Below are 19,783 nucleotides of genomic sequence, written 5' to 3'. Positions count from 1 at the left end.
CGCCGATACGGCGCGCACCAGAGCGAGGCCCGGCGCCGGTGCGGCGAGTCGTGGGGGCGGCGTGATCCGGCGCCGCCCGTACGACGCGTCCCCTGCCGCCCGCGCGGCGTGTCACTCCCATGCCGTACGCGGAGGGTGTCCTTTCTGTGCCAGCAGAGGGGAGTGTTTCCGCAGATGGGAGATTTGCCACCCCAGCTCCGGTGGCGCCGCGCCGGCGGCGCCGGCGCCGCCGCCGTAGTGGGCGGCGAGCAGATCTTTGACCCCGATGAGCAGCCACGCCCAGAACACCGGTCGCACCAGGTGCCACTCGAGGTCGGACAGGGCGCGCACCTCGTCATAGCCCCGTAGGACGTCGTCCTGGTACCCGCGCCAGGACAGCGCGAAGTCGGCCACCTGGAAGGTGTGGCGGGTCGCTTCGAAGTCGAGCACGCCGGTCAGCCGTCCGTCGTCGAACAGCAGGTTCCACGGGGCGAAGTCACCGTGGATCACGCTGCGGGGGGCATCCGGGGCCGGGTTGCCGGCGAACCATTCCGCCGCCGCGTCACGGCAGGTCCGCAGCATCCGCCCTTCGGCCGGGCGGGCCAGCTCGTGCACGCGCAGCCAGCGGTCCAGCTCCGGATCCGTCACCAGCTCCGCGGGGCCGGTGAAACCGTTCCGCTGGTCGGTGATGCCGGTGGCCGCCGCGGCTGCGTGCAGCTCGGCGAGCAACCGGCCGCGGGCGCGCTCCTCAGCCGGCCTGTCCGTCTCGCCCGGCCGCATGGACCGGCCGGGCAACCGGTGGAACAGCACCCATGCGCCGCCGGGCCCGGCCAGCGGCTCCTCCGCCGGTTCGGGAGTCGGCCACCCCTGCGCCCGCAGCGCCGCCGCGACACGCAACGGGTAACGCCAGTCGGGATGGGCCGCCGGGCCGAAGTGCTTCACCACGTACGCCGCGCCGTCCCGCGTGGCCTCCCACGTGCCCGCCACCCGGTCGCCCAGCACCCGGCCGGGCGTCAGCCGCCAGTGCGAGCACACCTCAGGATCGATCCCGTGCCCCACCGGTGTCCGTGTCACGCCGCTCATCCCGCCTCCCGCCACCGGTGATATCTGCACGCGCCGGAGCCGGCCCGCCGCCGGTCGACGCGGTGGTTCTGGCACCCATCAGGTTATGGCGGATCATCCGCATTCTCATCACGGCCGGGAGCGGCCGGGCGGGTGGCGGAGAATTCGCCGCCTTGACCTCAACCATGCTTGAGGAAGCATGATCGCCTCGTAGTCGAGTCGAGGGGCGTGAACCGATGCGCGCGGTGTGGTTGAAGGAGTTCGGCGGGCCGGAGGTGCTGGTCGCGGGGGAGGCCCCGGACCCGGTGGCCGGTCCGGGGCAGGCACTGGTCGAGGTGGCGTTCGCCAACATCACCTTCGTGGAGACGCAGTTCCGGTCCGGGGGCTTCGGCCCGTTCAAGGCCGAGCTCCCGGTCATCCCGGGCAACGGCGTCGGCGGCGTCGTCACGGCGGTGGGCCCCGGGGTGGACGATCGCCTGGCCGGCAGGCGGGTGATCACCTCCACCGGCGGGTCGGGCGGCTACGCCGAGCGCGTCGCGGTGGACGCCGCCGGGCTGATCGAGGTCCCGGACGGGCTGGAGCTCGACACCGCGGTCGCGCTGCTGGCCGACGGCCGTACCGCGACCATGATGCTCCGGGCCGCGGGAGTGCGCGCCGGGGACCGCGTGCTGGTCGAGGCTGCGGCGGGCGGGGTGGGCACCCTGCTGGTCCAGCTCGCCCGCGCCGCCGGGGCCGGGGTCGTCGCGGCGGCCGGCGGCCCCCGCAAGCTGGAGCTGGCCCGGGACCTGGGCGCCGACGTGACGGTCGACTACCGGGAACCCGACTGGGCGGAGCAGGTGCGCCAGGCCGTCGGCGAGCTGGACGTCGTCTTCGACGGGGTCGGCGGCGACATCGCCCGCTCGGCCTTCGAACTGCTCGGCCGGGGCGGGCGGATGCTCAGCTACGGCCTGGCCGGCGGCTCGTGGGCGGACGTGCCGGAGGAGACCGCCGCCGAACGCGGGGTGTCGCTGGTACGGGCCCAGGCCACCCCGGAGGAACTGCGCGCGTTCACCGAGAGCGCGCTGGCCGAGGCCGCGGCCGGACGGCTCCGCCCGGTGATCGGCCAGCGCTTCCCGCTGGAGCGGGCGGCCGACGCGCACGCCGCCATCCAGTCGCGGGCCACGGTGGGCAAGACCCTGCTGGAGGTGCGCTGACCGGGCCGCCGGTTCAGCCGACGCGCAGGACGAGCTTGCCGCGGGTACGGCCCCGCGCGAGGCGCTCGTGTGCCTCGGCGGCCCGTTCCAGGGGGAACACCTCCTCGACCTCGACCCTGACGTGGCCGTCGTCGATCAGCCGGGCGATGCGGGTCAGCGCCGGGCCGTCCGGTTCGACGAGGAACGGGGCGGCGCGCACGCCGCGCTCCTGCGCCCGCCGGAGCAGTTCGGGGGAGACCCCGGACGGGATCGCCAGGAGGAGACCGCCGGGAGCCAGGACGTCCAGTGACCGGGTGCTGGTGGAGTCGTGTTCGTCACCGACCAGGTCGATGACCACGTCCACCCGGTCCATCTCCTTCTCGAAACGGGTCGCGGTGTAGTCGACGAGGTCGTCGGCGCCCAGCCCGTACAGCCACTCGTGGTTGTCCGCGCGAGCGGTGCCGGTCACATGCGCCCCCAGGTGCTTGGCGAACTGGACGGCGAAGTGCCCGACGCCTCCCGCCGCGGCGTGGACGAGCACCCGCCGGCCGGGCCGTACGGCGGCGGCGTCCACCAGGGCCTGCCAGGCGGTGAGCGCGGCCAGCGGCACGGCCGCCGCCTCGTCGTGGCCCAGCGAGCGGGGCTTGCGGGCGAACTGCCGGGAGGGCGCGGTGACGTACCCGGCGTAGCCGCCCGCCTGGCGGGGGAAGCACGGCATGCCGTACACCTCGTCGCCCGCCCGCAGGGTGTGCACTCCGAAACCGACCTCCTCGACCACCCCGGAGACGTCCCAGCCCAGCACGAACGGGGGATCGCCGAGCACCCCGGCCATGCCGCCCCCGCCGCGGGTCTTGTGGTCGACCGGATTGATCCCGGCCGAGACGACGCGGACCAGGACCTCGGTGGGAAGCGGTTCGGGCCGGGGCAGTCGTGTGGGACGCAGGACCTCGGGCCCGCCGAAGGCGTCCTGGCTGATCGCACGCATGAGTGGCATCGATGTCTCCTCGCCGGTTCGGATCAGGACGGGAGCACGCTATCTTCAGGGATGTAGTAACTATCAAGGGCTACTACTTCCTTTCGGAAAGCATAGAGCCTGCGGCGGGAAGGATCTCCCATGTCCACGACCTGTGCCACGGGACGGCACGACAGGCACGACGTCTACGCGGCGCAGTGTCCGTGCCGGGGGGTGCTGGACCTGCTGGCCAACAAGTGGACGGCGCTGGCGATCGGAGTGCTGGAGGAGGGCCCGCAGCGCTTCGGGGCGCTGCAGCGCCGCCTGGAGGGCATCAGTCCCAAGGTGCTCACCCAGACGCTGCGCCGCCTGGAGGACGCCGGGTTCGTGGACCGCACGATCTATCCCGCCGTCCCCCTGCACGTCGAGTACGAGCTGACCGGGCTGGGACGCGGAGTGGCCGAGCCCCTGGGGGCGCTGCGCTCCTGGGTCGAACGCCACCTCGACGAGCTTCGGGAAGGGATGTGACGGGGGCACGTCCGGACGTCGACGGCTGAGCCGCCGTACGGCGGTGCGGACTCGGCTCCGTGCGGCGCCGGTGCGGCGAGCGGGAAAAGGTCCCGCCGCCCCCGTGGACGGGGACGGCGGGACCTGCGAGGAGCCGGCCGGTCAGAACCTGCGGCCGGAGTCGTCGGTGTCGCCTTCGACCTCGACGTGCTCCTTGCGGACCTGGCCCGAGACGGCCTCCCGGCCGGTGACCGTCTCCTTGCCCATGCGGATGCGCTCGACCGGAACGGTCCGCTTGTCCACCACCGGGTGCTCGGCGTGCAGGGTCACCTCGTGCTCGGCCTCGCTGATGTCCGGGCCCGACAGCGCCGCGTCCCGGTTGGCCCCGGTGATCGGCTCGCGCTCGATGCGGACCTCCTCATGGCTGACCGGCACGCTCACCTGCTGCTCCTCGGTGACCACGTACTTGCGCAGCCGCGCCTTCCCCGCCTGGTGGGTCTCGGTGCCGACCTGCAGCCGCTCTTCGGAGCGGGTCATGGCCTCGTCGGTACGGCCCAGCCGCTCGCGCTCGCTCTGTCCGCCGGTGTGGGCCCACCCGGCCCGCCCGCCCGCCTCGCCGGGCCGGTTGGCGTGGTGCCAGGAGGAGTCCCAGTCGATGTCGTAGTAGCGGTACAGCTCGCGCTCCTCGTCGGGCGACAGGTGCCCGCCGGCCTCCACGTCGACGCTGGGGGCGTCCTTGACGCGGTCCTTGGGGTAGCCCACCTCGACGTGGTCGGCGACCACGTCGGCGGCCTGGGCCGGCACGAAGGTCTCCTTGGTGCCGAACAGGCCGGTCTTGACGCACAGCCACTCGGGGCGGCCGGTGGCCTCGTCGAGGTAGACGTGCTTGACTTCGCCGATCTTCTCGCCGGTGATGTCGTATACATCCTGGTTGATGACGGTCTGGATCTGGTTCTGAGTGATCACGTCGTTCCTTCCCTCCTTTGTGGTTCGTCCCACTCGGTAACCGCACATCCATGAGGGAAACCCGAAAACACAAAATCGGTCCCGGGCGCCGCGATCACCGCCGGTGGTGCGGCGGGTGCGGGAGGGGCCGCCCGTCCCCAGCTCGCGTCCGGGTTCCGGCCGGTGCCGTCCAGAGCTCGCCGCGATCGGATCGACGATCCGGAAGGCTGGGCTGAGCTGCGGTTTTTTCATTCCTGCTATCGAAAGGTGACAACAGGCTTACCCGGTGGCGCCCGGCGGCGCCTCCGTGATCGCCGCTCGTGGGACGACAGCCGTCGGTAGCGGTCGGTCGGCGCCGCCGGACGCCCTGAGGGGAATATCGGTCCCCGCCGACGAAGCCCGGTCGCGTCTCGCCGTTCCCGGTGCCGTGCCCCGGGAAGATCGGCTCTGGAGGAGTAGTAACTTCGACCCATGCGACTGGGCGTTCTCGATATCGGTTCCAACACGGTTCACCTGCTGGTGATGGACGCCCATCGGGGGGCGCGGCCGCTGCCGGCCTACTCGCACAAGGTGGAACTGAGGCTCGCGGAGCACATGGAGGACGGCGAGCGGCTCTCCGCGGAAGGGGCCGCCCGGTTGCAGGCGTGCGTCGAGGAGGGGTTGCGGATCGCCGAGGACAAGGGCGTGGAGGACCTCATGGCGTTCGCCACCTCGGCGGTGCGGGAGGCCGTCAACGGCGAGGAGGTGCTCGCGCGGATCAAGGACGAGACGCGGGTGGACATCCGGGTGCTCTCCGGGCAGGACGAGGCGAGGCTGACGTTCCTGGCCGTGCGCCGGTGGTTCGGCTGGTCGTCGGGGCGGCTGCTGGTGCTCGACATCGGCGGGGGCTCACTGGAGATCGCCTCCGGCATCGACGAGCAGCCGGACGTGGCGATCTCGCTCCCGCTGGGCGCGGGACGGCTGACCCGGGGCTGGTTCACCGCCGACCCGCCCCCGGCCGAGGAGGTGCGGGCGCTGCGCAGGCACGTGCGGGCGGAGATCGCCCGCTCGGTGGGCGACGTCGTCCGGTACGGCCGGGCCGACCACGCGGTGGCGACCTCCAAGACGTTCAAGCAGCTGGCCCGGATCACGGGGGCCGCCTCGTCCAGCGAGGGACCGAACATCCGCCGGACGCTCCGGCACGGCGACCTGACCGCGTGGGCCGGGCGGCTCGCCGCGATGGACTCCACCGAGCGCGCGGGGCTGCCGGGCGTCTCGGAGGGGCGGGTACGGCAGCTGCCCGCCGGGGCGGTCGTCGCCGACGCGACCATGGACCTGTTCCAGGTCGACGAGCTGGAGCTGTGCCCCTGGGCGCTGCGGGAGGGGATCATCCTGAGGCACCTGGACACGCTGCCGGGCTGATCGCGCCGCCGTCCGGGCCGGGACCCGGGCTGATCGCGCCGCCGCCACGGCCCCGGCGCCGGGCTCCGGCCAGGTTTACCGGTCGTTCGACAGGTAAGAGCGCACTGGTATGAATGCTTCTCAGGTGGAAGGCGCCGCGCGCCGGGCGGCGGACAGCCGGACGCTGGACAGGCTGGCCCGCCTGGGCATGGTCTGCCGGGGCGTCCTCTACGGGTTGATCGGTTTCCTGGCTCTGCAGATCGCTCTCGGGCAGGGGAGCGGGGGCAAGGAGGCCGACAAGACGGGTGCGATAGAGCTGGTCCAGCAGCAGGCGTTCGGCACGGTGCTGCTCTGGCTGATGGCCGTGGGCTTCGCCGCGCTGACCGTGTGGCAGCTCTCCGAGGCGCTCATCGGGCGCGGCCAGACCAAGGAGCGGGTGGAGTCGGCCGGACGTACGGCCGTCTACGCGCTGGTCACGGCCACGCTGCTCGGTCTGCTGCTCCGCAACGACCACGGAGGCTCGACCGACGAGCACTCCAGGGACCTCACCGCGAAGCTGATGGACCTGCCCGGCGGGCAGATCATCGTGGGCCTGGTGGGACTGGGCGTGATCGCGCTGGGCGCGTACTGGATCCACAAGGGCTGGAAGCGGCGCTTCCTGAAGGACCTGCGGACCGGTGAGATGCCCCCGAAGATGCGCTCGCTCGCCGAGCGGCTCGGCCTGGCCGGATACCTGGCCCGCGGTGTGATCGCGGTGGCGGCCGGCGTCTTCGTGATCCAGGCGGCGGTCAGCTACGACCCGGACCAGGCCAAGGGCATCGACGCGACGCTCCGCGCGCTGGCCGAGACCCCCGCGGGAGGGTGGCTGCTGGGAATCGTCGCGCTCGGTCTGCTCCTGTTCGCGGTCTACTGTTTCTTCGAGGCGCGCTGGCATCGGGTGTGACGCGGGAAAGCGCACGTGACGGCAGGTGCGGGCATGCAGGCGGGCGTCCGCCTGGCAAGCCCGACCTGCCTGTCCGGTGAGTGATCCAACTCCTACTTTTTCGAGACATCTGACCTTCCGGGTGCCGCGTCTTCCAGAGCGCGAACAGCATCGGGAGGATCGCATGAACGACTCGCCGGAGTATGACGCAGAGCATGATGGAATCCAGTGGGCCGTCCGCCTGGAGGGGGCTCCGGATCAGGTGGGGCAGGCCCGCCGCCTGATCTCGATGACCCTGGGCCGCGATCACCCGCTCTACGACGACTGCGTGCTGCTGACCAGCGAGCTCGCCACCAACGCGGTGGTCCACTCCAGGTCCGGGCAGGGCGGGGCCTTCACCCTCATGGTGTGCCGCTCACCCGGCGGCGTGCGGGTCTGCGTGCAGGACGAGGGATCGCCGGAGATCCCCTGCGTGTGCCACGCCTCGGACGAGGCCACCGGCGGCCGTGGCCTGCCGCTGGTGGAGGCGCTGGCCCACCGCTGGGGCCTGGTCCGGGAGGCGGGGGTCAACAAGGTCTGGTTCGAGCTCGTCCAGGAGTTCGCCGCCGTGCCGCTGGGGCGGCTGGCCGGCGTCGGATGATCCCCGGGTGAGCCGGGGCGGCCCTCAGGTGATCTTCCAGGCGGTGACGACGCCGTCGAGGTCCCCGCACAGGGCCACCAGGTCGCCGTCGACCTTGGTGAGGGTCAGGGAGATGGCGGCCGAATCCAGCGGGATGGTGCGCGCGGGCCCTCCGTCGGCCGTGAAGTCCCAGACGCGGAGCGTGTCGTCGAGCGAGGTGGACAGGATGACGGTGCGCCCGCCGAGCTCGGTCAGGGCGACCTTCCGCATGTGGTCGGTGTGCCCCCGCAGCGGCTCGCCGATCTGCTCCCCGGTGCCCAGGTCCCAGCGCCGGATGGTCTTGTCCTCGCTGCCGGAGAGCACCACCTGGCGGTCGCCGACCATGCCGACGTCGACGGCCTGGATGCTCGACTCGTGCCCCTTGAACGCCTGGCCGATCTGCGCGCCGGTCCCCAGATCGTAGGCGACGACTCCGGGCGGCGTGGCGTAGTCGCCGCCGACGCCCACCGCGCGGCCGCCGAGGTTGCGGTAGACGGCGTTGATGGACAGGCTCACCCCCTGAAGGGGGAGCCGGTCGCCCGTGCCGAGGTCGTAGAGCCCGGTCCCGGTCCCCAGCTCCGCGGCGATCACGGTACGGCCGCCGACCTGCACCAGGTTGACGGCGTACACCTCGGAGTCGGCGCGGATGACCTTGCCCACGGGCTGCCCGCTGGCCAGGTCCCACCGGCGGATCGTCCGGTCGTTGCTGACCGAGACGATGAGCGCGCGGCCGTCGCTCGTCCCGGCGGCCAGCGAGTTGATCCTCATCCGGTGCGCGGTGATGGGCCGGCCGAACGCGCTGCCGTCGGACAGCCGCCACCGCTCGATCACGCCCTTGTCGTCACCGGAGATGACGATCTGCTCGCCGCCCGAGTCGCCGATCGTGAGGGCGTTGATCCACGGGCGGGAGCCCGCGGTGGCCCAGAGCTTCGTGACCCCGTCCGGGATGCCGGTGGGAGCGTCCGTCGGGGACGCCGTGGCCGTCGGCGACGCGGTCGCCTCGGGCGAGGACGTGGGCGGGGAGGCGGAGCCGGTGACGGCGAGGGCCGACGGGGAGACGCCGGGCTCGCCCGTCGTGGAGGAGGAACGGACGACCACGACCACGACGGCGACGGCCACCAGCACCGTCGCCACCGCGGCGGCGACGGTCATCGCCTTCTTCCTCCGCCGGGCGTCGTCGGCCTGGCCGGGACGGGGGTGACCGGGCGGGCCGCCCCAGGGCGCGGCGGGACCGGCGGGGCCGGGCGGGCCGCTCCAGTGGGGGGTCCCGGCCGCAGCGGGCGGGCCGCCCCAGGGAGAGCCGGGCTCGGTACGGCTCCCGCGCGGGTCTCCCCACGGCGGGGGCATCGGGGTGTGGCCCGGCTGAGCCTGCCAGGCGGGCGGCGCCACGGGAGGCGACCACGGCGGCGGCGGCGCGCCGGGGGACCACGACGGTGACGTGTCGCCGGGGGACCACGCGGACGGCCCCGGCCCGGCGGCCGGGGCCCGGCCGGGCCCGGGCGGACCCTGATCGACGCCGGGGAGGGCGACGCCGGGAAGAGCGGGGGCGTCGGCGCCGTGGTCGGAGACCAGGGCCAGCATCAGGTCGGTCGCGGAGGGGCGCTGGGCGGGCTCCTTGCTCAGGCACCGGGTCAGCAGGCCCCGCAGGGGCGGCGGGACGGCGGACAGGTCCGGCTCCGTCCGCAGGATGCGGTGCATGATCACCGGATAGGTGGCGTCGTCGCCGAAGGCGGGGCGCCCGGTGGCGGCGAACACCATGGTCACCGCCCAGCTGAACACGTCGGTGGCCGGGCTCAGCCGGTCGCCGGAGATCTGCTCGGGCGACATGTAGGCCGGGGTGCCGAGCACGCCGCTGGACAGGGTCGAGGTGCCGTCCAGGGCCCGGGCGATCCCGAAGTCGATGACGCGGGGCCCGTCGGGGCCGAGCAGCACGTTGCTCGGCTTGAAGTCGCGGTGCACGATCCCGGCCCGGTGGATCCCCGCCAGCGCGGCGATCGTCCCGATGGCCAGCCGTACCAGCGCGTCCTCCCGCAGCGGCCCGCTCCCGGTCACCACCTGCTGCAGGGAGTCGCCCCGGACCAGCTCGCTGACGATGTAGGGCCGGTCCTCGTCCACCCCCACGGTGATCACGCGGGCAGTGGAGAAGGGCGCCACCCGGCGCGTGGCGTCGGCCTCCCGCACGAACCGCTCGCGGGCCGAGGCGTCGCCGATCAGCCGGGCGTGCAGGATTTTCAGGGCCACCTGCTCGCCGTCGGCGCCCTCGGCGAGATAGACGGATCCCTGGCCACCCTCGCCGAGGGATCCGAGCAGCTTGAACCCGCCCAGCTGGGCGGGTTCTTCCGGGCGCAACGGCCGGACCTTGGGCATCCGACCTCCATGCTGGTCAACCGAGTCCCGAAGTGACAGAAAGCACGATATATCAGGGCTATCCATCTCATGACGTTCTTCGGTCCCCCCGAAGGGGCGGACGGTGCGGGATCAGCCCCGTGAGGTGAGCAGACGGTCCAGGACGCGCACCCCGAACTCCAGGCCGGTGACCGGAACGCGCTCGTCCACGCCGTGGAACATGCCGTGGTAGTCGAGGTCGGGGGTGAGCATCAGCGGGGCGAAGCCGTACCCGTCGATGCCGATGCCGGCGAAGGACTTGGCGTCGGTCCCGCCCGACATCACGTACGGCACCGGCCGCGCGGCCGGGTCCTCCGCCACCAGCGCCGCGCCGAGCCGGTCGAAGAACGGGGCGTCCAGCGGCGCGGAGGGGGCCTCCTCCAGGTTCACGAACTCGCGTGTCACCTTGGGGCCGAGGAGCCGGTCGACCGTCTGCAGGAACTCCTCGCGCAGCCCGGGCAGGAACCGGCCGTCCACGTGGGCGACGGCGGAGCCGGGGACCACGTTGACCTTGTATCCCGCCTCGAGCATCGTCGGGTTGGCCGAGTTGCGGATCTGCGCCCTGAACAGCGCGCCGGCCCGGCCGAGCCGGTCGGCCTCCGCCTCCAGGCGGTCCCGGTCGATGCGCTCGCCCAGGATGTCCTCCAGCGCGTCGATCAGCGCGGCCACGGCGGGCGTCAGCCGTACCGGCCAGCGGTGGGAGGCCAGCCGGGACACGGCGTGGCAGAGCTCGGCGACCGCGTTGTCCACCGGCGGGCGGGAGCCGTGGCCTGCGACGCCGCGGACGGTCAGCCGCATCCAGGCGGTGCCGCGCTCGCCCACCGCGACGGGGTAGATCCGGGCGCCCGCCGCCTCGACGCTGTAGCCGCCCGACTCGCTGATCGCCTCGGTGCAGCCGTCGAACAGCTCCCGGTGGCGGGTCACCGCGTAGCGCGCGCCGTACTCGCCGGTGGCTTCCTCGTCGGCGAGGAAGGCCAGCACCAGATCGCGGCCGGGGCGCACGCCGCGCCGCGCCCAGTCGAGGACCAGGGCCAGCGTCATCGAGAGCGTGCCCTTCATGTCCACCGCGCCGCGGCCCCAGACGCAGCCGTCGGCGACCTCGCCGGAGAACGGGTGGACGCGCCAGTCCGCGGGCTCTGCGGGGACCACGTCGAGATGGCCGTGGATCAGCAGGGCCTCGGGCGAGTCGCCGGGGATCCTGGCGACCACGCTGGTACGGCGCGGGGCCGACTCGAAGACGACGGGCTCGATGCCCGCGCCGGACAGCAGACCGGCGACGTACTCGGCCGCCGGGCGCTCGCCGGAGCCGGGGTTGGTGGTGTCGAACCTGATCAGGTCCGAGCAGATCTGCGCGACCTCGCTCATGGAAGAACGCTCCCGGGGGGACGGTTGACGGTCGATGCGGGGTTCCGTTCCCCGGCGGGGGCCGCCCGCCACGTTCAGAACGAAGGAATCAGAACCATCTCCAGCGTGATCTGCTCCCCGGTGCCCACCGCCCTGTCCGGTTCGGGAGACTGTTTCGCCACCCGCCACGCGGCGGGGTCGGAGACGGCGCCGCCGCCGGGCGCGACCATGGTGAAGGAGTAGAACCCGGCCGACTCCAGCCGGTTCTTCGCCGTCACCCCGTCCGCGCCGCGCACGTCGGGGACCAGGTGCCTGCCCTGGGGGTGCGAGTCCCCGTCCCCCTGGGCCGGGACGGTCCCCGGTGGCTCGCTCCGGGGGTCGTCCGACGACGGAGGGGCGCCGCTCCCGCCGGGGGAGGGGCTCCCGCTGTCCGGAGCCGCCGTGTAGACCGGCGGCGGGGAGGAGGCGGCGCCCGGATCGGGCGCGGCGGAGCTGTCGGACAGGAAGATGAGACCCGCCGCCAGGACGCTCCCCATGACGGTCAGGGTGGAGATCGCGACCACCGCCTTCCCCGGCCCGGGAAAGGCGTCCGGGGGCGGCGCGCCCGGGCGGGGCGGAGCCGGCGGGGGAGGGGACGGCAGGGAGATGGGCAGCGGGGAGAATTCCGGCGGGGAAGAGAATCCCGGAGACGGGGAGAATCCCCGAGGCGGCGTGGAGACCGACGGCGGGAAAGCCGGAGACGGGGAGAATCCCGCGGTCGGGGAACGGGGCGGAAGAGAAGACCGGGCGGATGGGGGACCCCACGGCGGGGAAGGCCGTGCGGGCGGGAAACCGGGGGGCGAAGGGGGCCGCGCGGGCGGCGGGAAAGGCCGTCCGGGGTCGTGGCCGAGCTGAGGATGGTCCAATCCGAAGGTCCCCATTCTCCGTGCTGCTCCATGTGAACGGCGCGCAATTGCGACCCTACCTGGCCTCGCGGTCGCGGAGAATTCGGTTTTGTCGGTGAATATCTCTAATGTCCGCGGCATGACGAATGCGGTGCAGGCGTACTCCTACGCCGGGCCCTCCACGCTGGCGGAGGGACATCTGGGACTGTCGACATCCGGAGGCCGGACGGCCACGGGATTCCTCGATCACCCCCGGTTCTTCAGCGGGTTGCTCACCCAGGCCGCGCCCGCCGCGGCGGGGCTGCTCGCCGTGGCCGACGTGGCGCTGGCCCGCTACCACCGGCCGCAGCCCGGCTTCACCCGCGACCCCGTGGTGACCTGCGGCGGCGACCGGCTCCGTTTCGAGTCCTTCTCCGCCTGCGGCGGCGTCTACGCCCGCCTCGACGTGCTCGGGCCCGCCCTCGACGGGGAGGTGTTCGACCGGGGAACCACCAACGTGGACGTGAACAACCCGCTGCGTGAGGCGCTGGCCAGGGTCGGGAGCCGCGACCCGCTGCACGTGGGCGTCGGCCCCGACGAGCTGACCGTGACCACCGCGGACGGCGCGGTGGTGGAGAAGAAGGTGCCGCTGCCCGGCCGGTGGCTGCGCGGCTTCGCCGAGGTGCAGGTGATCGCCTCCGGGTTCGACCTCCGCGCCGAGCTGCCCGGTCCGCAGGCCGTACGGTTCCTGCGCGGCCTGCCCAAGCGGGCCACGGCCGAGGTGTGGGCGGTGCCGGCCGGACGGGAGCTGCGGGTGACGGACCGGGCCGGGGCCGGCGGCGTCCACCTGGCCGGGGTCGGGCGGCTGGCGACGATGACGCGGCTGCTCCGCTTCGCCAAGGCCCTGCGGGTGTACGGCCCCGCCGACGGCTCCGGCTCCAGCGCCTGGGAGCTGGAGCTGCCCGGCATGCGCTACACGCTGGCCCTGTCCCCCCAGGCCTGGCGCGGCTTCTCCGGCGAGGGCGCGGTGCTCGACGACCTGTCCCGTGACGAGACCGCCGACGACGCCGACCTGATCGGCGTCCTGCTCAACTTCGAGCCCACCCTGGAGCTCGGCGTGCTCGCCGAGCGCTCCGGCCTGCCGATCCCGCGGGTCCGCGCCGCCCTCACCCAGCTCGGCACCGCCGGCCGGGTCGGCTACGACCTGGCCGAGGCCGCCCACTTCCACCGCGAGCTGCCCTACGACCGCGCCCACGTCGCGGCGCTCAACCCCCGCCTCACCTCCGCCCGCAGACTGGTCGAGGCGGGCGCCGTCCGGCTGACCGGCGCGGACTCGGCCGAGGTCACCACGGACGGCGGCGTGCGCCGGGTCCGGATGGAGGAGGGCTCGTGCACCTGCGAGTGGTGGTACGACCACCGGGGCTCGCGCGGCCCCTGCAAGCACGTGCTCGCCGCCCGCATCGCCGTCCGGGAGAACGTCGTCGAAGAGACCCTCGCGGGTCAGGAAACCCCGGCGTGAGCGTGTGGGAGGAGGTCCGCGCGCTCATCGACGCGGGCGACGCGGACAAGGTCGCGGCCCGGGTCGCGGAGCTGGACCAGGCGGAGCGGCGTGAGGTGGCCGGGGAACTGCCCGGCCACCTCGCCGCGGCCAGGGAGGCGGCGCACCGGGCCGTGGCGGAGAAGGAGAGCAGGCTACTGGCCGAACGCGACCAGGCGGGCAGGCTCCGGAAGCGGGAGTTCATCCGGTACGCCGCCGAGCGCGGGATCGCCCGGGAGGACTACTACCGCCACTGGGTCGAGAGCCGGCAGGACGGCTGGGGTGAGAACCTGCACGGCCACTGGCTGCACGGCTGGGGCCCCGACACCCGGATGGCCGAACGGGACTCCTGGATCGACCCGATGCGGGCCGCCGGAGCGGGCGCCATCGCGGGTGCGGCGGCGGTGGTCTCCTGGCTCAACCGGGGCGACTTCACCCGCTGGGGGTCCCCCGCCGACGCGGTCGAGCCGGTGGTCCGGGCCGTCGCGGCACGCCCGGCCGAGTGGCGGGCCGACCTGGCGGTACGGCTGGCGCTGAAGGTCAGGGCCCGGCGCAGGACCCGGGACGGCGACCCGGACGACCGGAACCTGCCGCTGGCGCTCGCGCTGCTGGCGCAGACCGGCGTGGCCCCGCCGGAGCACGATCCGCTGGTGGCGGGCTGGGTGTCGATGACACCGGACGCGGACCGGCTGCGCGACGACCCGCTCCTGGACGTTCTGCTGCCGCGGATCTTCCAGGCGCAGGGGGTGGGCCGGGCGCTGCGGGAGGAGCGGTCCGACCCGCTCGCGCCGCACTCGTGGCTGGGGGTGCTGACGACCCTGGCGGGGGAGGGACGGATCTCCCGTGAGCTGCTGCTGAGCGGGTGCACGGGCCGGTTCCTGCGCGGCGGGGACGCCACCGACCTGCGCTTCTTCGCGCGCCTGCACGAACTGCTGGAGCCGTCGGAGGCCGAGGTGGCCGCGCGGGCACGGGACTACCTGCGGCTGCTGCCGGTGGCCCCGGGGCCGGTGGCGGAGCTGGCGCTCAAGCACCTGCGCCGCCTGGACGGAAGCCCGTCCGGGGCGGTCGCCGGACCTGACCCGGTGGGTGCGCCGGGCACGGCCGGCTCGGGCACGGTCGTGGCCGGGGGAGGCACGGCCGCGGAGACGCTGGACCCGGCCGATGTGGTGGAGGCGCTGGAAGGGCTGCTGTTCCGGGCCGAGGGCGGCCTGGTGCGGGCCGGGCTGGCCTGGCTGGAGGAGCAGCTGAAGGCGGATCCGGGACGGGCCGACGGGCTGGCTCCGGCGCTGGCCTCGGCCCTGGGGCACCAGGCGCATGCCGTACAGGAACGGGCCGTGCGCCTGGCGGTCAAGCACGCCGCCGCCTTCACCCCGTCCGCCGCCCGGACGCTGCGGGAGGCGACCGGGCAGCTCCCGCCCGACCTGCACAACCGGATGGCGGCGGCCTTCGGCGGGGAGCTCCTGGAGGGGCCAGGACCCGAGCCGGAGCCGGAAGAGGTCCTCGAACCCCGGGAGATCCCGAGACTGCCCGCCGCCACGGCGTTCCCGCCGGTGCCGGAGACGCCCCGGGACGTGGCCGCGCTGTACGGGAAGGGTGACTGGACCGCCGCCGAACGGTTCCTCGCCGGGTTCGTCCGCCACGCCGCGCGGGACCGGGCCGGGCTCCGCGAGGCCCTGGCCGCCCACCGGGCCCCGATCGTGGACAAGCACCTGTGGTGGTATCCGGAAGAGTGGGCCGCCGCGCTCGTGGCGGAGCTCGCCCAGCCGGGAGCAGGATACGTTCCGGAAGGATTCGCCTTCCTGAACGAGCCCCGGGAGAGCGAGTCCCGAGAGCACGAGTCCTGGGGGTTCGCCTTCTTGAGCGGGGCCCTCCGGCTGCTGAACGAGGTCGGTCAGGCGGCCGGGCTCGCGCCGCTCTCCGCACCGCCCCGGCCCGCCGCGGGCCACATCCCCGGCGCGTGGGAGGCCTCCGCGCCGCACCGGTTCATCCTCCACCGGTACGCGGAGATCCTCACCGCGCTGCGGGACGGCACGCTCCCGCCGCTGCTGCTGGCCACGCCCACACTCGACACCGGCCACCTGGACCCGTCCGAGCTGGTCGCCCGGCTGGAGGCGCTGGAGGAGGCGGGGGCGGAGCCACTGCCCGCGGACCTGCTGCAGGCGCTCCTGCGGCTGCCCCGGACGGCCGCCGACCCGGCCGTGACGGCCCGGGCCGCCGCGCTGACCTCCGCCGCCGGCCGTGAGGCGGCCCGGTGGCTGGCCGGGGAGGGGATGCCCGACCCGGAGGTGACCGTCCGGTGGTTCTGCGCGCCTGAGCGGGCGAACAGCTGGTGGGAGGTCGCGCGAGATTGGTGGACGGGGGGTGAGCGCCCGGCCGGACACTGGCTCGACGAGTGGGAGCCGGAGGGAGAGCTCAAGCCCTGGCAGGCGATGGCGGTGGTCTCCATCACCCCGGCCGGTTCCCCGGCGCCGCCGGCCGGCTCCGGGACGCTCGGGCGCGCCGTCGCCGCGCTCGCCGCCGAGCTGCTGGTCCCGCCGGCTCCGATCGCCGAGGAGGTGTTCGGGTACTACGGCAAGTGCGCGGACTGGTGGCCGGGCGTCATGCCGTCCCACCGGGAGGTGGTCGCCGCGCACCTGGTCCCGATCCGGTTCTGGAGCGACCGCGCAGCCGGGTCCGTCCACCGGCGGCTCACCGATCTCGCCGTGCGGCAGGGCCCGGCCGGGCAGGCGATCACCCTGCTCCTGGCCGAGCGGCTCGCCGGGGGGCCGTCGGCGCACCCGCTCCGCGCCCTGCAGCACCTCGCCGCCACCGGGGCGCTGCCCGCCGCGCACCTCGGCGCGGAGCTCGGGCAGCGGGTGCGCCGGTCCTGGGCCACGATCGAGGACGTGCAGGCGGTCCTGGAGGACACGGTCCGGCAGGGCGCCCACCGCGAGGCCTGGGCGATGACCGCCGAGATCCTGCCCGCGGTCCTCCCCGCCCCCGGCGTACGGCCCCGCAAAGTCCTGCTGGACTTCGTCGTCTTCGCCCGCAAGCTCGCCGGGTGGGCCGCGGCGTCCGGGGAGATCCCCGAGGTCGCGGCGGCCGCCGCCCGGCGGGGTGACAACCGGCTGCTGCGGGAATGCCGCAGCCTGCACGCGTTTCTGACGTCCCCGGCGCGGACAGGGGAGAAGCGGACGGGGGAGAAGCCGTGACCGCCGGTGCGGAGCCGTACGGCGGGCGGGGCGCCGGGGGAGCCTGGCCGGAGATCCGGAAGCTGATCGGCGCGGGGGAGATCGGGGCGGTGGCCGAGCGGGTCGCCGCGCTCAGCGCGGCGGAGCGCAGGGAGGTCGCCGCCGAGGTTCCCGGCCACCTGCGGACGATGTGGGCCACCCGGCTGCCCTGGGGCGACCTCGGCGCGCGGGGGGAGGCGCTGCTCCTGGCCGGGGCGGGCACGATCGGCGGCGCCGCGGCCGTCGCCTCCTGGCTGGGCCGGGCCGAGTTCGCCCCGGTGCGCGAGGCGGGCCCGCTGGCCGGGGTGCTGGCCCTGCGGCCCCGCGAGTGGCGGGCCGACGTCGTCGTACGGCTGGCGTCGCGGGTGCGCCCGGACCGCGACGCGTCCCTCGCCCTGAACCTCCTGCGCGCCCTGGGGGTCGAGCCGCCTCCGCATGATCCGCTGGTCGTCGTCTGGGCGAACGAGCGGCGTGCTCCCGGAGAGGGGAATCTCGCCGAAGACCCGCTGCTGACGGTGATGGCGCCGAGGCTCTTCGAGGCCGAAGGCGTCGGCCGGTCCCTGACGTGGGACACAGGCGACCGTCACGACTCGCTGCTGGTCCGTCTCGTCAGGGCGGCGGCCGGCGGCGCGATCGCGCGCGGGATGCTGCTGGACGGGTGCGTCCGCCGCTTCCTGCGCGGGGGAGAGGCCGCGGACCTGCGGTTCTTCGTCCGGCTCCACCGGGCGCTGGAACCGCTCCCGGTCGAGACCGCCGTCCACGTCCGCGACTACCTGCGGCTGATCCCCGCCGCGCCCGGCCCGGTCGCCGAGCTCGCCCTCCGCCATGTCCGGGATGTCTGCGAGCTCCGCGAGCTCCGCGAGCTCGCGGGGCTCGGCCCGGCCGACCTGGTCGAGGGGGTGGAGGCGGCGGTGTTCCGGCCGGAGCGCAAACTGGCGCGGTCCGGGCTCACCTGGCTCGACCGGACGGTGCGCCGCGCGCCCGATCTGGCCGACGACCTGGCCCCGGCGCTGACCACGGCCCTCGGCCACGAGGAACGGGACATCCGTGAGTACGGGGTCCGGATCGCGGCCAGGCACGCCGGGCGCTTCACCCCCGCCGCGGCGGAACTTCTCACCGAGGCCGCGGCCGGCCTCCCTCCGGAGCTGACCGCCCGGCTGGCGATCGCCTTCGGAGCCGGATCCCCCGGACTCCCGGAGGCGCCGCAGGCGACCGGCCGGCGCACTCGGCAACCGGGCCCCGTCCCTCCCGCGCTGCCCGCGCCGCCGTCTCCCTCGCCGTTCCCGCCGCCGCCCGCCACCCCTGAGGAGCTGGAGCCGCTGCGGGACTCCGGCGGCTGGGCGGCCGCCGAACGCTATCTCGCCGGGTTCGTCCGCCTCCTGGCCCTCGACCCCGAAGGCCTGCGCGCGAATCTCGTGGCGAATCCGCCGCAGAGCGGCATGCGGCTCTTCCGCAAGGGCAGCTGGCGCTGGGTGGACGACTGGATCTCCGCTCTCGGCTGGGAGGTCGCCGAGCCCGGGGCGGAGCGGCTCTGGAGCCGGCCCCCGCCGGCGGCCACGAGAACGGTCGTCATCGAGGCGCGCCGGGACGGGGAGGACGGGGAATCCGCCGCTCCCGCCGACCACGCCGCACGCCGGGTGCCCCACGTGGGACAGATCTCGGCTCCGCACCGGTTCCTCCTGCTGCGGTGCGCGGAGATCCTCACCGCGCTGCGGGAGGGCACGCTCCCGCCGCTGCTGCTGGCCACGCCCACGCTCATGAACGGGCATCTGGAGGCGGCGGAACTGGTGGCCCGGCTGGAGGCGCTGGAAGCCGCGGGGGCCGAGCCGCTGGAGGCCGACTTCCAGCAGGCGATGCTGCGGGTGCCGCGGCGGGCGGACCCGGAGGTCGTGGCGCGGGCGGGACGGCTGACCTCACGCGCGGGACGGCGGGCCGCGCGCCTGCTGCGGACGGGCCCGCCGCCCGATCCCGCGGTGACGGTGCACTGGGCCGGCGCCGACCCTGCGGTGACGGTGCACTGGGCCGGCGCCGGCGCCGGCGGCACGGGGACGTGGCCCGCCGTCCCGGGGGCTCCGGCCCCGGGAACCCCGTTCTCGGCGGCGCTGTCCCCGATGCCCCTGTCCCCGGTGGACGCTGGGTCGCAGGGGTCGCAGGGGTCGCAGGGGTCGCAGGGGAACCGTACGCCCGAGGTGTCCGTCGAGCCGGTCTCGACGGGCCTGCACCTGGTCGACGCCCTCATGAACGACGCCGGCCGCGAATGTGCAGACGGCGGCGGGCACATGGGCTGGTGGGCGGCGGTCATGCCATCGCACCGGGAGGCGGTCGCCGCGCACCTGGTGACCTATCTGGTGCCGAACTGGGACAGGACGCGGGCGGAGGCCCGGTCCCCGGCCGAGCTGGCCCAGTCCGACGGCCCGGCCGGGCCCGCGCTCGCCCTGCTGCTCGCCTACCGGCTCACCGGTCACGACCGTGACGCCGCCCTGCGCGAGCTGCTCGCGCTCGCGGCCCGCGACCGGCTGCCCGCCGCCGGCCTGGGCGAGCAGCTCGCGGCCAGGGTCCGGTGGGACGGGCTCGCCCTCGGCGAGATCACACCGGCGCTGGAGCGGGCCGCCCACCAGGGCGCCCATCGGGACGTCTGGGCGGTGGTCGCCGCGATGCTCCCCGTCCTGCTCCCGGCCCCCGGCCGGCAGGCGCCCCGCGGGCTGGCCGGCCTGGCCGAGCTGGGCGTCGTCACCGCCGGATGGGCCGGGGCGCGGGGAGAGATCCCCGAGGTCGCGGCGGCCGCCGACCGGCCCGGCTCCAGCCGCGTCACCCGCGGATGCCGCCGTCTCCACACCCTCCTCACCCGCCCCTGACCGGCCGGGGCCG

At 74.6% G+C, this 19,783-nt stretch carries 14 protein-coding genes; 8 read left to right on the top strand and 6 right to left on the bottom strand.

Annotated elements, in window-relative coordinates; all coding sequences use genetic code 11:
* Window positions 1-111: 111 nt before the first annotated feature.
* A complete protein-coding gene (locus Plo01_RS01570; RefSeq protein WP_203888616.1) occupies window positions 112-1,062 on the bottom strand; it encodes a phosphotransferase enzyme family protein in 951 nt (316 codons plus the stop codon).
* A gap of 215 nt (window positions 1,063-1,277) precedes the next feature.
* Here Plo01_RS01570 and Plo01_RS01565 point away from each other — a divergent pair, with 215 nt between their 5' ends.
* A complete protein-coding gene (locus tag Plo01_RS01565; RefSeq protein ID WP_203888615.1) occupies window positions 1,278-2,234 on the top strand; it encodes a zinc-binding dehydrogenase in 957 nt (318 codons plus the stop codon).
* Window positions 2,235-2,247: 13 nt separating this feature from the next.
* Here the strand turns inward: Plo01_RS01565 and Plo01_RS01560 are convergent, their stop codons facing one another.
* Window positions 2,248-3,207 (bottom strand): NADP-dependent oxidoreductase, encoded by a 960-nt coding sequence (locus Plo01_RS01560; RefSeq protein ID WP_307837346.1) that lies wholly within the window; start codon window positions 3,205-3,207, stop codon window positions 2,248-2,250.
* A 120-nt stretch (window positions 3,208-3,327) separates the two neighbouring features.
* Here Plo01_RS01560 and Plo01_RS01555 point away from each other — a divergent pair, with 120 nt between their 5' ends.
* Window positions 3,328-3,693 carry a winged helix-turn-helix transcriptional regulator gene (locus tag Plo01_RS01555; RefSeq protein ID WP_203888614.1) on the top strand — a complete coding sequence of 122 codons (366 nt, stop codon included), beginning with the start codon at window positions 3,328-3,330 and terminating at the stop codon, window positions 3,691-3,693.
* Between the two features lie 141 nt (window positions 3,694-3,834).
* Here the strand turns inward: Plo01_RS01555 and Plo01_RS01550 are convergent, their stop codons facing one another.
* Entirely contained in the window at window positions 3,835-4,638 is an 804-nt protein-coding gene (locus tag Plo01_RS01550; RefSeq protein WP_203888613.1) for a DUF2382 domain-containing protein, read from the bottom strand.
* Between the two features lie 450 nt (window positions 4,639-5,088).
* Between Plo01_RS01550 and Plo01_RS01545 the strand changes: the two genes are divergently transcribed.
* The 3 genes from Plo01_RS01545 to Plo01_RS01535 all read left to right on the top strand — a co-directional run bounded on the left by Plo01_RS01545 (window position 5,089) and on the right by Plo01_RS01535 (window position 7,559).
* Window positions 5,089-6,018: a Ppx/GppA family phosphatase gene (locus tag Plo01_RS01545; RefSeq protein ID WP_203888612.1), complete on the top strand. Its 930-nt coding sequence runs from the start codon at window positions 5,089-5,091 to the stop codon at window positions 6,016-6,018.
* A 109-nt stretch (window positions 6,019-6,127) separates the two neighbouring features.
* On the top strand, window positions 6,128-6,940 hold the full coding sequence (locus Plo01_RS01540; RefSeq protein ID WP_203888611.1) for a DUF1206 domain-containing protein: 813 nt from the start codon (window positions 6,128-6,130) through the stop codon (window positions 6,938-6,940).
* Between the two features lie 163 nt (window positions 6,941-7,103).
* Window positions 7,104-7,559 (top strand): ATP-binding protein, encoded by a 456-nt coding sequence (locus tag Plo01_RS01535; RefSeq protein ID WP_203888610.1) that lies wholly within the window; start codon window positions 7,104-7,106, stop codon window positions 7,557-7,559.
* A gap of 24 nt (window positions 7,560-7,583) precedes the next feature.
* Here the strand turns inward: Plo01_RS01535 and Plo01_RS40805 are convergent, their stop codons facing one another.
* From Plo01_RS40805 to Plo01_RS01520, 3 genes are read right to left on the bottom strand one after another with little or no spacing between them, the layout of a single operon-like run.
* A complete protein-coding gene (locus Plo01_RS40805; RefSeq protein WP_373871662.1) occupies window positions 7,584-10,010 on the bottom strand; it encodes a WD40 repeat domain-containing serine/threonine protein kinase in 2,427 nt (808 codons plus the stop codon).
* Window positions 10,011-10,055: 45 nt separating this feature from the next.
* Window positions 10,056-11,363: a M20/M25/M40 family metallo-hydrolase gene (locus tag Plo01_RS01525; protein ID WP_275415348.1), complete on the bottom strand. Its 1,308-nt coding sequence runs from the start codon at window positions 11,361-11,363 to the stop codon at window positions 10,056-10,058.
* Between the two features lie 38 nt (window positions 11,364-11,401).
* Complete coding sequence (locus Plo01_RS01520) at window positions 11,402-11,869, bottom strand: PASTA domain-containing protein (RefSeq protein ID WP_203888607.1); 468 nt, start codon at window positions 11,867-11,869, stop codon at window positions 11,402-11,404.
* A gap of 460 nt (window positions 11,870-12,329) precedes the next feature.
* Here Plo01_RS01520 and Plo01_RS01515 point away from each other — a divergent pair, with 460 nt between their 5' ends.
* From Plo01_RS01515 to Plo01_RS01505, 3 genes are read left to right on the top strand one after another with little or no spacing between them, the layout of a single operon-like run.
* Window positions 12,330-13,688 (top strand): SWIM zinc finger family protein, encoded by a 1,359-nt coding sequence (locus tag Plo01_RS01515; RefSeq protein ID WP_203888606.1) that lies wholly within the window; start codon window positions 12,330-12,332, stop codon window positions 13,686-13,688.
* Window positions 13,685-16,897 (top strand): DUF7824 domain-containing protein, encoded by a 3,213-nt coding sequence (locus Plo01_RS01510; RefSeq protein WP_203888605.1) that lies wholly within the window; start codon window positions 13,685-13,687, stop codon window positions 16,895-16,897. Before Plo01_RS01515 ends, Plo01_RS01510 begins: the two co-directional genes overlap by 4 nt.
* Window positions 16,894-19,770, top strand: coding sequence for a DUF7824 domain-containing protein (locus tag Plo01_RS01505; protein WP_203888604.1), 2,877 nt, complete (start codon window positions 16,894-16,896; stop codon window positions 19,768-19,770). Before Plo01_RS01510 ends, Plo01_RS01505 begins: the two co-directional genes overlap by 4 nt.
* The last annotated feature ends 13 nt before the right edge of the window (window positions 19,771-19,783 follow it).

The organism is Planobispora longispora, assembly GCF_016863135.1.
Taxonomy (GTDB): domain Bacteria; phylum Actinomycetota; class Actinomycetes; order Streptosporangiales; family Streptosporangiaceae; genus Planobispora; species Planobispora longispora.
This window is presented reverse-complemented; position numbering and strand designations above follow the sequence as displayed.